Raw genomic sequence first — 12,914 nt, 5'->3', positions numbered from 1 at the left:
CCCCGACCGGGGGAGCGCCCTTCGACATTCCGGGTGGGGCGGGGGTCAGCCCTCGTCGCCGTCCTCGCCCTCGCCGTCCCGTGATGGCCCGTCGCCGCCGGGTCTCTCGCCGTCGTCCCGGCCACCGCCGTTCTGCCCTTCCGTACCGTCCCCTGACGGCCCGTCGGACGGCCCGTCCTTGGGGGAGGGCTTCGCCGGCCGGGTCCGGCCGCTGGTCGAGTCGCGCAGGTACGCGCCCGAGTCCCGGCCGTCGGCGACCGCGCCGGTCTCCGTGGCATGCCCGCCCGGCCCCGGCTGCCCGTCCCGCCGCCGCAGATAGCGCTCGAACTCCCGGGCGATGGCCTCGCCCGACGCCTCCGGCAGGTCGGCGGTGTCGCGCGCCTCCTCCAGCGACTGCACGTACTCGGCGACCTCGCTGTCCTCGGCCGCCAGCTGGTCGACGCCCAGCTGCCAGGCCCGCGCGTCCTCCGCGAGCTCGCCCAGCGGGATACGGACGCCGATCAGGTCCTCCAGGCGGTTGAGCAGCGCCAGCGTCGCCTTCGGGTTCGGCGGCTGCGAGACGTAGTGCGGTACCGCCGCCCACAGGCTCACCGCCGGGACCCCGGCGTGGGTGCACGCCTCCTGGAGGATGCCCACGATGCCGGTCGGACCCTCGTACCGCGTCTCCTCCAGATCGAGGGTGCGGGCCAGGTCGGGGTCGGAGGTGACGCCGCTGACCGGCACCGGCCGGGTGTGCGGGGTGTCGCCCAGCAGCGCACCGAGCACGACGACCATCTCCACGCCCAACTCGTGGGCGAAGCCCAGGATCTCGTTGCAGAACGAGCGCCAGCGCATGCTCGGCTCGATCCCGCGCACCAGCACGAGATCGCGCGGCTTGTCGCCGGTTCCGGCGCGGACCACGGACAGCCGGGTCGTCGGCCATGTGATCTTGCGGACCCCGCCGTCCAGCCACACCGTGGGCCGGTTCACCTGGAAGTCGTAGTAGTCCTCGGCGTCCAGGGCGGCGAAGACCTCGCCCTTCCATTCCCGGTCCAGGTGCCCGACCGCGGTGGAGGCGGCGTCTCCGGCGTCGTTCCAGCCCTCGAAGGCACAGATCATGACCGGGTCGATCAGCTCGGGAACCCCCTCAAGCTCGATCACCCAGCGCCTCCTTCCGACCGGGGCGGACGGGTCCGTGCCACCGCCGGCTGCAGTTCCGTTGCGTGCGGTCCCAGCCTACGGCTTCCAGGGCCTTCGGCCGCAGCCTTGTCCAGGAAGGGGACGCAGATTCATCGGACGTGTTATCCCATGAATTCGTTCACATCGGGACACCGGCGCCCACAGGGGCTTAGACATCGGATCACCGTGAAAGGTCCGATGTTCCTGCCGTGGTGACGGGGTGGCCTGTCGGGGGGCCTCGGTCACAGCGCGGCGCGCAGCCAGTGTTCGGCGCTCGCGACGTGGACCGTGGCCCACGACCGGGCCGCCTCCGCATCCCGGTCGCGCAGCGCGGCCAGGATCGCGCGGTGCTCGTACAGGGTGCGGGCGGCCGCGCCGTTGCGGGTCAGGGTGCGCCAGACGCGGGTCCGGCTGGTCGGCCCGGACAGGCCGTCCAGCAGCGAGCAGAGCACACCGTTGCCGGACGCCCGGGCGATGCGGTGGTGGAATTCCACGTCGCAGGCGACCAGTTGGCGCACCGAGGGCCGCGGGCCCAGCGCGTCCAACTGCGCCGACAGCTCGTCCAGCTCCGCGTCGGTGATCCGGGCACAGGCCAGCGCGGTCGCCGCGGGCTCCAGGACGCGCCGGACGGCCAGGAACTCCAGCGCCGTGTCGTCCTGGTGGAAGTCGACGATGAAACCGAGCTCCTGGAGCAGCAGTTCGGGGTCCAGGCTGGTGACGTAGGTGCCGTCGCCCTGCCGCACGTCCAGGATGCGGATCAGCGACAGGGCCCGTACCGCCTCGCGCAGCGAGTTGCGGGACAGCCCCAGCTCCGCGGCCAGTTCGCTCTCCTTGGGGAGGCGGTCGCCGGGCCGCAGCGCACCCGAGACGATCATGTCCTTGATCTTCTCGATCGCCTCGTCGGTGACCGCCATGATGGGCCTCCCCGTAAGACGTCCGATGTCTGGCTCTCATTATGGCCCGGTGGGCGGCCCGGCCATGGCGTCGTCGCCGACCCGGGCCGGTACGGACCGGTCCGATCGCGCCGCGCGCAGCTCCCGGATCAGTTCCCAGCGCGGCGCAACCACCGCCACGTACAGGGCGAGTTGGAGGCGTTCGCGGCGCCCCATAGCCGCGCAGATGCCCCCCGCCGCGGCGTCTCTCAGGCCCCGACAGGCGCCGCCGCGGCATCCGTCACGGCATCCGTCACGGCGTCTGTCGTGTCGTCCGAAGCGGCGTCCGGCGCGGTCTCCGGCGCGGTGCCCGGCCCGTCGGCCGCCGCGTCCTGGGCACGCACCAGCGCCGCCAGGGCGGCGCGGCCGACCAGCGCCCGCGCCCGGCCGTCGAACAGCACCACGGCGGTCTCCGCGGCGTGCCCGTCCAGCGCCGCCAGGGCATCGGCGGCCGGCTCGCCGCTGCCGAAGGCGGGCGGCGCCGGGGCGAGATGGTCGCGCAGCGCGTCGTCCGGGTGCGCCGCCCCTGTGGCCAGGGACTCCCGCAGCAGCCGCGCGGTGACGCTGCCGAGGATCTCGGTGCCCATGACGGGGCGGTCCGGTCGCTCCGGCACCATCGTCACCAGCGCCGCCGTGTCCGCCCCGCGCCCGTCGGGCCGCTTCTCGCCGGCCCGTTCCTCCAGGGTCGCCAGCGTCTGACCGACGGTGGCCGAGGGGCGCAGGGACAGCCCCAGCGGCGTGCTCGGGGCGTCGCCGACCACCGGCCCGGTCCCGTCGCCGTCGAGGAAGCCCCAGTGCCGCAGCCACCCGTCGTCGTGGACCTTGGAGAGATAGTTGCGCCCGGAGTCCGGCAGCACCACGACGACCAGGTGCTCCGGGCCCAGCTCGGCGGCGACGCGCAGCGCGGCCGCCACCGCGGTGCCCGCCGAGCCGCCCGCCAGCAGGCCCTCCTCCCGCGCCAGCCGACGGGCCGTCAGCAGCGACTCGCGGTCGCCGATCCGCTCGAAGCGGTCCACCACCGACCGGCGGTAGACGTCCGGCCACCGGTCCTCGACGGTCTCCGGATGCAGGTAGTGCCCGATGCTCTCCACGAAGTACGGGCGGCCGTCGCCGCCCGAGTACCGGGATGCCTCGGGGTCGGCGCCCACCACGGTGACCCGCCCGCCGCCGGCCTCCTTGAGGTACTCGCCCGCCCCGGTGATCGTCCCGCCGGTGCCGACCCCGGCCACCAGGTGCGTGATCCGGCCGCCCGTCTGCCGCCAGATCTCCGGGCCCGTGGTGCGGTAGTGGGCCACCGGGTTGGCGTTGTTGTCGTACTGGTTGGCGTGCCAGCCGCCGGGCGTCTCGGCCGCGATCCGGACCGCCGTGTTGAACACGTGGTCGGGGTGCTCCAGCGGCAGGCCGCTGCGGCACAGCACGACCCGCGCCCCGTACGCCCGCAGCACGGCGACCTTCTCGTCGCTCGTCTTGTCCGGCAGGACGAACACGCAGCGGTAGCCGCGCTGGGCGGCCACCATCGCAAGTCCCACCCCCGTGTTGCCCGAGGTGCCCTCCACGATCGTGCCGCCGGGCCGCAGTTCCCCGGCCTCCTCGGCCGCCCGCACCATCGCCAGCGCGGCCCGGTCCTTCACGCTGCCGCCGGGGTTGACGTACTCCAGCTTGGCGTAGACGGGTGCGGTGAGACCTGCGGTGATCCGGTTCAGACGTACCAGCGGGGTGTCGCCCACGGCGTCGGTCAAAGATGCGTACGCGTCCATGTCGGTCACTGTCCCAGCAGCTCCGCCGGCTCCGACGGAGATCCGCCGAACATGACCGTATCGGGGGTGCCGCCCTCCGAACGCCCGGACTGTCGTCATACGAACGCGAGGGGAGTGGCCCGCGCACGGGCCCCTCCCCTCGGCGGGTTCGGTCGGCGATCAGCTCTGCCGGGCGTCCAGCAGGCTCTGGACCTTGGCGCGGACCTCGTCCGTGTCCAGGCCGCGGATCGTCAGCGTGGTGCGGCGGCGCAGCACGTCCTCCGCCGTCTCGGCCCACTCCAGGTCACGGGCGTAGACGACCTGTGCCCAGATCTCCGGGGCGTCGGGGTGGATCCGCTCGGCCAGCGCCGGGTCCTCGTTGGCCAGCCGGGCGATGTCGAAGGACAGCGAGCCGTAGTGGGTGGCCAGGTGGCGGGCGGTGTCGGCGGCCATCCGCGGGCCGGGCGTACCGCCGTCGACCAGCAGCCGGTGCGCGACCGCCTGCGGGTTGGCCAGGCCCGGCAGCGGCATGTGCTTGGGCAGCTGGGACAGCGGCTCCATGTCGTCCGCGAGCGGCCGGCCCGGCAGTTGGGCGAGCTTGTTCATGACGGTGCGGCCGATGTGCCGGAAGGTCGTCCACTTGCCGCCCGCGATGGACAGCATGCCGCCCTTGCCCTCGGTGACGACCGTCTCGCGCTTGGCCTTGGCGGTGTCGCCCGGGCCGCCCGGGAGCACCCGCAGGCCCGCGAACGAGTAGGTGATCAGGTCGCGGGAGAGCTGCTGGTCGCGGATGGAGAACGCGGCCTCGTCCAGGATCTGGGCTATGTCCTTGTCGTTGACCTGGCAGTCCGCCGGGTCGCCCTCGAACTCCTCGTCGGTGGTGCCGAGCAGGAGCATGTCCTCCCAGGGGAGGGCGAAGGTGATGCGGTACTTGTCGATGGGGGTCGCCAGCGCGGCCTTCCAGGGGGAGGTGCGCTTGAGGACCAGGTGCGCGCCCTTGGACAGGCGGATGGACGGCGCCGCGTTCGGGTCCTCCATCCTGCGCAGGTGGTCCACCCACGGGCCGGTGGCGTTGAGCACCAGGCGGGCGTCGACCCCGAACTCGGTGCCGTCGGTGCGGTCCTTGAGTTCGGCGCCGGTGACCCGGCCGCCGGTGAAGCGCAGCCCGGTGACCTCGGCGTGGTTGAGGACGGTCGCGCCTGCCTCGGCCGCCGCGCGCACCGTCATCAGCGCCATCCGGCTGTCGTTCATCTGGCCGTCGCCGTAGACCGCGACCGCCTTGAGGTTGTCGGTGCGCAGCTCCGGCACGTCCCGCGCGGCCCGCTCCGGGCTGATGACGTGGCCGACGCCGTCCCGGAAGGCGGAGAGCGCGGAGTAGGCGAAGACGCCCGCGCCGAGCTTGGTGGCGCCGTGCGGGCCGCCCTTGTACACCGGCAGGTAGAAGGTGAGCGGGTTCGCCAGGTGCGGGGCGACGGTACGGGAGACCGCGCGCCGCTCGAAGTGGTTCTCGGCGACCAGCTTGACCGCGCCGGTCTGGAGGTAGCGCAGGCCGCCGTGGAGCAGCTTGGAGGAGGCGGAGGAGGTGGCGCCGGCGAAGTCGCCGGCGTCCACCATGGCCACCCGCAGTCCGGACTGCGCGGCGTGCCAGGCGGTGGTGATGCCCAGAATGCCGCCACCGATCACCAGGAGGTCGTACGAAGCCTTCGACAGCTGTTCCCGGGTCTCGGCGCGGCTCGGGTTCGAGCCGGCAGCCGGGTGCGCACCGAGGGCCGGGGCGCTCTGCAGGGTGGTCATATGATTACTCCTCGTCCTCGATCCAGCCCATGGTCCGCTCGACGGCCTTGAGCCAGTTCTTGTACTCGCGGTCGCGTACGTCCGCGTCCATACGGGGGGTCCACTCGGCGGCCCGGCGCCAGTTGGCGCGCAGGGCGTCGGTGTCCGGCCAGAAGCCGACGGCGAGACCGGCGGCGTAGGCGGCGCCGAGGCAGGTCGTCTCGGCGACCATCGGGCGCACCACCGGCGCGTCCGCGAAGTCCGAGATGGTCTGCATCAGCAGGTTGTTGGAGGTCATGCCGCCGTCGACCTTGAGCGCGGCCAGCTCGACGCCGGAGTCCTTGGTCATGGCGTCGGTGATCTCGCGGGTCTGCCAGGCGGTGGCCTCGAGCACGGCGCGGGCGATGTGCGCCTTGGTGACGTACCGGGTCAGACCGGCGATCACACCGCGGGCGTCCGAGCGCCAGTACGGGGCGAACAGGCCGGAGAAGGCCGGCACGAAGTAGGCGCCGCCGTTGTCCTCGACGGAGCTGGCGAGCGTCTCGATCTCGGCCGCGCTCTTGATCAGGCCCATCTGGTCGCGCATCCACTGCACCAGCGAACCGGTGACGGCGATGGAGCCCTCCAGGGCGTAGACCGGCTTCTGGTCGCCGATCCGGTAGCCGACCGTGGTCAGCAGGCCGCTGTAGGAGTTGATGACCTTCTCGCCGGTGTTCATCAGCATGAAGGTGCCGGTGCCGTAGGTGGACTTGGCCTCGCCCTCGGCGAAGCAGGTCTGGCCGAACAGTGCCGCCTGCTGGTCACCGAGCGCGGAGGCGACCGGGACGCCGTCCAGGACGCCGCCCTTGACGTGCCCGTACACCTCGGCGGAGGAGCGGATCTCCGGCAGCACGGCCGCCGGGATCTCCATGGAGGACAGGATCTTCTCGTCCCACTCCATGCTGTGCAGGTTCATCAGCATGGTGCGGGAGGCGTTGGTGACGTCGGTGACGTGGTGGCCGCCGTCGACACCGCCGGTGAGGTTCCAGATGACCCAGGAGTCCATGGTGCCGAAGAGGATCTCGCCGGCCTCGGCGCGCTCGCGCAGCCCGTCGACGTTGTCCAGCAGCCAGCGGACCTTGGGGCCGGAGAAGTACGACGCGAGCGGCAGGCCGGTCTCGCGGCGGAAGCGGTCCTGGCCGACGTTGCGGCCGAGCTCCTTGCACAGGGCGTCGGTGCGGGTGTCCTGCCAGACCAGGGCGTTGTGCACCGGCTCACCGGTGTTCTTGTCCCACAGCAGGGTGGTCTCGCGCTGGTTGGTGATGCCGATCGCCTTGACGTCGGCGGCGGTGATCCCGGCCTTGCTGATGGCGCCGGCGACGACCTCCTGGACGTTCTGCCAGATCTCGGTGGCGTTGTGCTCCACCCAGCCCGGCTTGGGGAAGATCTGCTCGTGCTCCTTCTGGTCGACGGAGACGATGCGGCCGTCGCGGTCGAAGACGATGCAGCGGCTGGAGGTGGTGCCCTGGTCGATCGCCGCGATGAACGGGCCGTGGCCGTGCGAGGTGGCGCCGGTGGTGTGGGTCTCGGTCATGGTGTGTCGCTCTCCTGCGAAGTCTGTGGGAACGGGGGCGTCGGGCTCAGACGAAGGCCAGCTTGTAGAGGCCGCCGGCCAGGGCGGCGCCCACGAGCGGGCCGACGACGGGAATCCAGGCGTAGGCCCAGTCCGAGCCGCCCTTGTTGGGCAGCGGCAGGAGGGCGTGCGTGATGCGCGGGCCCAGGTCGCGGGCCGGGTTGATGGCGTAGCCGGTGGGGCCGCCCAGCGACAGGCCGATGCCGACGACGACGAACGACGTGGCCATCACACCGAGGACGCCGAGGCCGTTGCCCTCGTTGTTGAGTCCCTGGGTGAGGATCGCGAGGACGAGCACAGCGGTGCCGATGATCTCGGTGGCCAGGTTCTGCACCGTGTTGCGGATCTCGGGGCCGGTGGAGAAGACGCCGAGCACCGGGCCGGGGGCGTCTGCCTGCTGCTTGACGGCCGCCGCCGTGTCCTGCGCGCCCGGTCCGCCGACGATCTCGTGGTCGGTGAGGTGCGCGGTGAACTGACCCAGGTAGGTGACCCAGACCAGCGCGGCGCCGACGATCGCGCCCAGCATCTGGGCGGCGATGTACAGGGGGACGTCGCCCCATTCCGTACCGCCCTCTATCGCCAGGCCGAGAGTGACGGCAGGGTTGAGGTGGGCGCCGGAGAGGGGGGCGGAGATGTACGCGGCGGTGAGCACGGCGAAGCCCCACCCGAAGGTGATGGCGAGCCACCCGGCGTTCCGGGCCTTGGAGCTCTTGAGCGTGACGGCGGCGCACACGCCGCCACCGAGCAGGATGAGTATGGCGGTACCGATGGTCTCGCCGATGAAGATGTCGGAGCTGGACACCCGCGACTCCTTTGTCCTTCGTCCAGGGGAAGGCGAACCCCGGGTCCCTCCGGTGGTCCGCGCCCTCTCGGTGAGGGCGTTGGTCGGCCCGCGGCGAGTCCACCATAGCGAATATTGTCGTCAGGTGTTCGACAATGCCGACCGATGAACGGCAGTTTTCTGCACCGTGAAGAGAGCGTCAAGGGTCGCGAGAAGCGAAAACCCGCTGGTAACCCAACCGTGATGATCCGTACGAGGGGCGGCCGAGCGGTGCCCGGAAGCGGGTCGAGAGCCGCTGATTCAGAAGCGGCTGGCGCCCAGGTCGCGGGAGATGGCCCGCGCGTAGTCCCGTACCGCCGCGACCAGCTCGGACCGCAGCTCGCCGGCCACGCAGACCCGCTCCACCGCGCCGGTGATGCCCACCGCGCCCACCGGCATCCGTCGCCGGTCGTGGATGGGGGCCGCGACGGACGCGACGCCCTCCCAGGTCTCCTCGACGTCCGCGCCCCAACCGCGGGCCCGCGTGAGGTCCAGGACGTTCTCGAACTCCTCCAGACCCGTCACCGTGTGGTCGGTGAAGGCCTTGCGCTCGCCCTCCGCCGCCTCGCTGTGCGCCACGGGGTCGTACGCCGACAGGACCTTGCCCAGGGCCGTGCTGTGCAGCGGCTGCATGGCGCCGACCTCCAGCACCTGGCGGCTGTCGTCCGGCCGGAAGACGTGGTGGACGATCAGCACCCCCTGCTGGTGCAGCACGCCCAGATAGACGCTCTCCCCGCTGGACCGCGCCAGGTCGTCGGCCCATACCAGCGCGCGGGCGCGCAGCTCGTGCACGTCCAGATAGCTGTTGCCCAGGCGCAGCAGCTCGGCGCCGAGCTGGTAGCGGCCCGAGGCCGCGTCCTGCTCCACGAAGCCCTCCTGCTGGAGGGTGCGCAGGATGCCGTGCGCGGTGCCCTTGGCCAGGCCCAGGGCGGACGCGATGTCGGACAGACCGAGCCGGCGCTCGCCGCCGGCCAGCAGACGCAGCATCGCGGCCGCGCGCTCCAGCGACTGGATGGTCCGTGCCATCGCGAAACCTCCCCAGGTAAGCGGTTCGACAATGCTGAACACTATCGGTCCATGCCGACCTCTCGATAGCTGGGAGAGCCGCGGACGATCAAGGTCGACCGCGTTCCCGTCAAGGGGCAGGCCCCAAGTGTCCCGCGTGGTGGAACACTCGAGCCGCCCGGACCCCCGGCGGCTACTCTGGCCAGGTGCGCCTCCTCGCGGAGCCGCAAAGCCGACAGCCGTCGCACCTCAGGGAGTCCATTCCATGGCCGCACAGACGCCGCCGTCCACCACCAGCAGCAGCCGAGCCGACGCGCTTCGCCGGGCACTCGCCACCCGTGTGGTGGTAGCCGACGGGGCGATGGGCACGATGCTCCAGGCGCAGGACCCCTCCATGGAGGACTTCCAGCAGCTCGAAGGCTGCAACGAGATCCTGAACGTCACCCGCCCGGACATCGTCCGATCGGTGCACGAGGAGTACTTCGCGGTCGGTGTCGACTGCGTGGAGACCAACACCTTCGGCGCGAACCACGCCGCCCTCGCCGAGTACGACATCGCCGACCGGGTCTTCGAGCTCTCCGAGGCCGGCGCCAGGATCGCCCGCGAGGCCGCCGACGCGTACTCCTCCGGCGGACAGCAGCGCTGGGTGCTCGGCTCGATGGGCCCGGGCACCAAGCTCCCCACGCTCGGACACGCCCCGTACACCACCCTGCGCGACGCCTACCAGGCCAACGCCGAAGGCATGATCGCCGGTGGCGCGGACGCGCTGCTCGTGGAGACCACCCAGGACCTGCTCCAGACCAAGGCGGCGATCCTCGGCGCCCGCCGCGCGCTGGAGGCCACCGGCGCCGACCTGCCGGTGATCTGCTCGGTCACGGTGGAGACCACCGGCACCATGCTGCTCGGCTCCGAGATCGGTGCCGCGCTCACCGCGCTGGAGCCGCTGGGCATCGACATGATCGGGCTGAACTGCGCCACCGGCCCGGCCGAGATGAGCGAGCACCTGCGCTACCTGGCCCGGCAGTCCCGGATCCCGCTGTCCTGCATGCCCAACGCCGGTCTGCCGGTCCTCGGCAAGGACGGCGCGCACTACCCGCTCACCCCCTCGGAGCTGGCCGACGCCCAGGAGACCTTCGTCCGCGAGTACGGACTGTCCCTGGTCGGCGGCTGCTGCGGCACGACCCCGGAGCACCTGCGCCAGGTGGTGGAACGGGTCCGCGACCTCGCCCCCGGCCCGCGCGACCCGCGCCCCGAGCCCGGTGCCGCCTCCCTCTACCAGGCCGTCCCGTTCCGCCAGGACACCTCGTACCTCGCGATCGGGGAGCGGACCAACGCCAACGGGTCGAAGAAGTTCCGGGAGGCCATGCTCGCCGGCCGCTGGGACGACTGCGTGGAGATGGCCCGCGACCAGATCCGCGAGGGCGCCCACATGCTCGACCTGTGCGTCGACTACGTCGGCCGGGACGGCGTCGCCGACATGGAGGAACTGGCCGGGCGGTTCGCCACCGCCTCCACCCTGCCCATCGTGCTGGACTCCACCGAGGTGGACGTGCTCCAGGCCGGGCTGGAGAAGCTCGGCGGCCGCGCGGTCATCAACTCCGTCAACTACGAGGACGGCGACGGCCCCGAATCGCGGTTCGCCCAGGTCACCCGGCTCGCCGAGGAGCACGGCGCCGCGCTGATCGCGCTGACCATCGACGAGGAGGGCCAGGCCCGTACGCCCGAGAAGAAGGTCGAGATCGCCGAGCGGCTCATCGCCGACCTCACCGGCAACTGGGGCATCCGCGAGTCGGACATCCTCATCGACACCCTGACCTTCACCATCTGCACCGGTCAGGAGGAGTCCCGCAAGGACGGCATCGCCACCATCGAGGCGATCCGCGAACTCAAGCGACGCCACCCGGACGTCCAGACCACCCTCGGCCTGTCCAACATCTCCTTCGGCCTCAACCCGGCCGCCCGGATCCTGCTCAACTCGGTGTTCCTCGACGAGTGCGTGAAGGCCGGGCTCGACTCGGCGATCGTGCACGCCTCGAAGATCCTGCCGATCGCCCGCTTCGACGAGGAGCAGGTCACCACCGCCCTCGACCTGGTCTACGACCGCCGCACCGAGGGTTACGACCCCCTCCAGAAGCTCATGGAGCTGTTCGAGGGCGCGACCACCAAGTCCCTCAAGGCGAGCAAGGCCGAGGAGCTGGCCGCGCTGCCCCTGGAGGAGCGGCTCAAGCGGCGCATCATCGACGGCGAGCGGAACGGCCTCGAAGCGGATCTCGACGACGCGCTCCAGGACCGCCCCGCCCTCGACATCGTCAACGACACGCTGCTGGACGGCATGAAGGTCGTCGGCGAACTCTTCGGCTCCGGCCAGATGCAGCTGCCGTTCGTGCTCCAGTCCGCCGAGGTCATGAAGACCGCGGTCGCCCACCTCGAACCGCACATGGAGAAGTCGGACGCCGAGGGCAAGGGCACCATCGTGCTCGCCACCGTCCGCGGCGACGTCCACGACATCGGCAAGAACCTCGTGGACATCATCCTCTCCAACAACGGCTACAACGTCGTCAACCTCGGCATCAAGCAGCCGGTCTCGGCGATCCTGGAGGCCGCCGAGGAGCACCGGGCCGACGTCATCGGCATGTCCGGGCTGCTGGTGAAGTCCACGGTGATCATGAAGGAGAACCTGGAGGAGCTGAACCAGCGGAAGATGGCCGCCGACTACCCGGTCATCCTCGGCGGCGCCGCCCTCACCCGTGCCTACGTCGAGCAGGACCTGCACGAGATCTACGAGGGCGAGGTCCGCTACGCCCGCGACGCCTTCGAGGGCCTGCGGCTCATGGACGCCCTCATCGCGGTCAAGCGCGGCGTGCCCGGCGCGACCCTGCCCGAGCTCAAGCAGCGCCGCGTGCCCAAGCGCGCCGCGGTCGTCACCGAGCCGGAGCCCGAGCAGGGGCCGGTGCGCTCCGACGTGGCCACCGACAACCCCGTCCCCGAGCCGCCGTTCTGGGGCACCCGCGTCGTCAAGGGCATCCAGCAGGCCGACTACGCCTCCTGGCTGGACGAGGGCGCGCTGTTCAAGGGGCAGTGGGGGCTCAAGGAGGCGCGCACCGGCGGCCCCAGCTACCAGGAGCTGGTCGAGACCGAGGGGCGGCCGCGGCTGCGCGGCTGGCTGGACAAGCTGCACACCGAGAACCTGCTCGAAGCGGCCGTCGTCTACGGCTACTTCCGCTGCGTGTCCAAGGGCGAGGACCTGGTCCTCCTCGGCGAGGACGGCGCCGAGCTCACCCGCTTCACCTTCCCGCGCCAGCGCCGCGGCCGCCGGCTGTGCCTGGCCGACTTCTTCCGGCCGGAGGAGTCCGGCGAGACCGACGTGGTCGGCCTGCAGGTGGTGACCGTCGGTTCCCGGATCGGCGAGGCCACCGCCGAACTGTTCGCCGCCGACTCCTACCGGGACTACCTGGAGCTGCACGGGCTGTCCGTGCAGCTCGCCGAGGCACTGGCCGAGTACTGGCACGCCCGGGTCCGCGCCGAGCTGGGCTTCGGGGGCGAGGACCCCGAGGACGTGGTGGACATGTTCGACCTGAAGTACCGCGGCGCGCGCTTCTCCCTGGGCTACGGCGCCTGCCCCGACCTGGAGGACCGCGCGAAGATCGCCGACCTGCTCCGGCCGGAGCGGATCGGGGTGCAGCTGTCGGAGGAGTTCCAGCTGCACCCGGAGCAGTCCACCGACGCGATCGTCATCCACCACCCGGAGGCCAAGTACTTCAACGCGCGGTAGCCAGCGCGGTGACGTACCGGCCGGAAAAACGACGGGCGTGATCGACGAGCCCGACGTAAAATGGACGATCCGGTAGAGGCCGGTCGCTCTTCGTACGCGGAGGGCG

General features: G+C 71.6%; 9 protein-coding genes. 1 reads left to right on the top strand and 8 read right to left on the bottom strand.

Features of this window, described 5'->3' with window-relative positions; genetic code table 11:
• Positions 1-45: 45 nt before the first annotated feature.
• From Q3Y56_RS05580 to Q3Y56_RS05545, 8 genes are all read right to left on the bottom strand, one after another.
• Positions 46-1,140: a PAC2 family protein gene (locus Q3Y56_RS05580; protein WP_304460849.1), complete on the bottom strand. Its 1,095-nt coding sequence runs from the start codon at positions 1,138-1,140 to the stop codon at positions 46-48.
• Positions 1,141-1,400: 260 nt separating this feature from the next.
• Positions 1,401-2,072, bottom strand: coding sequence for a FadR/GntR family transcriptional regulator (locus Q3Y56_RS05575; protein ID WP_304460848.1), 672 nt, complete (start codon positions 2,070-2,072; stop codon positions 1,401-1,403).
• Between the two features lie 39 nt (positions 2,073-2,111).
• Positions 2,112-2,267 carry a hypothetical protein gene (locus tag Q3Y56_RS05570; protein WP_304460847.1) on the bottom strand — a complete coding sequence of 52 codons (156 nt, stop codon included), beginning with the start codon at positions 2,265-2,267 and terminating at the stop codon, positions 2,112-2,114.
• A 32-nt stretch (positions 2,268-2,299) separates the two neighbouring features.
• On the bottom strand, positions 2,300-3,847 hold the full coding sequence (locus Q3Y56_RS05565; protein ID WP_304460846.1) for a PLP-dependent cysteine synthase family protein: 1,548 nt from the start codon (positions 3,845-3,847) through the stop codon (positions 2,300-2,302).
• A gap of 159 nt (positions 3,848-4,006) precedes the next feature.
• Positions 4,007-5,620, bottom strand: a complete 1,614-nt coding sequence (locus tag Q3Y56_RS05560) for a glycerol-3-phosphate dehydrogenase/oxidase (protein ID WP_304460845.1) — start codon at positions 5,618-5,620, stop codon at positions 4,007-4,009.
• 4 nt (positions 5,621-5,624) lie between these two features.
• The gene (gene glpK, locus Q3Y56_RS05555; RefSeq protein ID WP_304460844.1) at positions 5,625-7,172 is read right to left on the bottom strand and encodes a glycerol kinase GlpK; all 1,548 of its coding nucleotides are present in this window, start codon (positions 7,170-7,172) and stop codon (positions 5,625-5,627) included.
• 46 nt (positions 7,173-7,218) lie between these two features.
• On the bottom strand, positions 7,219-8,013 hold the full coding sequence (locus Q3Y56_RS05550) for an MIP/aquaporin family protein (protein ID WP_304460843.1): 795 nt from the start codon (positions 8,011-8,013) through the stop codon (positions 7,219-7,221).
• Between the two features lie 279 nt (positions 8,014-8,292).
• Complete coding sequence (locus Q3Y56_RS05545; RefSeq protein ID WP_304460842.1) at positions 8,293-9,057, bottom strand: IclR family transcriptional regulator; 765 nt, start codon at positions 9,055-9,057, stop codon at positions 8,293-8,295.
• A gap of 244 nt (positions 9,058-9,301) precedes the next feature.
• Here Q3Y56_RS05545 and metH point away from each other — a divergent pair, with 244 nt between their 5' ends.
• Positions 9,302-12,808 (top strand): methionine synthase, encoded by a 3,507-nt coding sequence (gene metH / locus Q3Y56_RS05540; RefSeq protein WP_304460841.1) that lies wholly within the window; start codon positions 9,302-9,304, stop codon positions 12,806-12,808.
• The last annotated feature ends 106 nt before the right edge of the window (positions 12,809-12,914 follow it).

The sequence above is a fragment of the Streptomyces sp. XD-27 genome, from assembly GCF_030553055.1.
Classification (GTDB): Bacteria; Actinomycetota; Actinomycetes; order Streptomycetales; family Streptomycetaceae; genus Streptomyces.
The sequence above is the reverse complement of the archived record's forward strand: the minus strand, read 5'-3'. Positions and strand labels throughout refer to the sequence as shown.